Annotated in this window: 1 protein-coding gene; it reads left to right on the top strand. The window is 78.9% G+C overall.

The features are described 5' to 3' along the window. Positions 1-163: helix-turn-helix domain-containing protein (locus DEF28_RS27115; RefSeq protein ID WP_147280332.1), on the top strand; the 163-nt coding region annotated here is incomplete at its 5' end. Between the last annotated feature and the right edge of the window lie 74 nt (positions 164-237).

Below are 237 nucleotides of genomic sequence, written 5' to 3'. Positions count from 1 at the left end.
GGGGCGCAGCCCGCGCCGGACCGGGACCGCGCTGCACGTGCACGCCAACACGGTCGCGCAGCGGCTGGACCGGGTGGCCGACCTGCTGGGCGCCGGCTGGAACCGGCCGGAGCGCGAGCTGGAGGTCCAGCTCGCGCTCCGGCTGCACCGGCTGCGGGGGTGAGCCTCAGCCGCGGGTGGTCTCGGCCTCCTCGCGCGCGGGCTCGGGGTCCCAGCACTGCACGCCGCCGATGTCGG

Source organism: Marinitenerispora sediminis (genome assembly GCF_003336425.1).
In the GTDB taxonomy this organism is placed as follows: Bacteria; Actinomycetota; Actinomycetes; order Streptosporangiales; family Streptosporangiaceae; genus Marinitenerispora; species Marinitenerispora sediminis.
The sequence above is the reverse complement of the archived record's forward strand: the minus strand, read 5'-3'. Positions and strand labels throughout refer to the sequence as shown.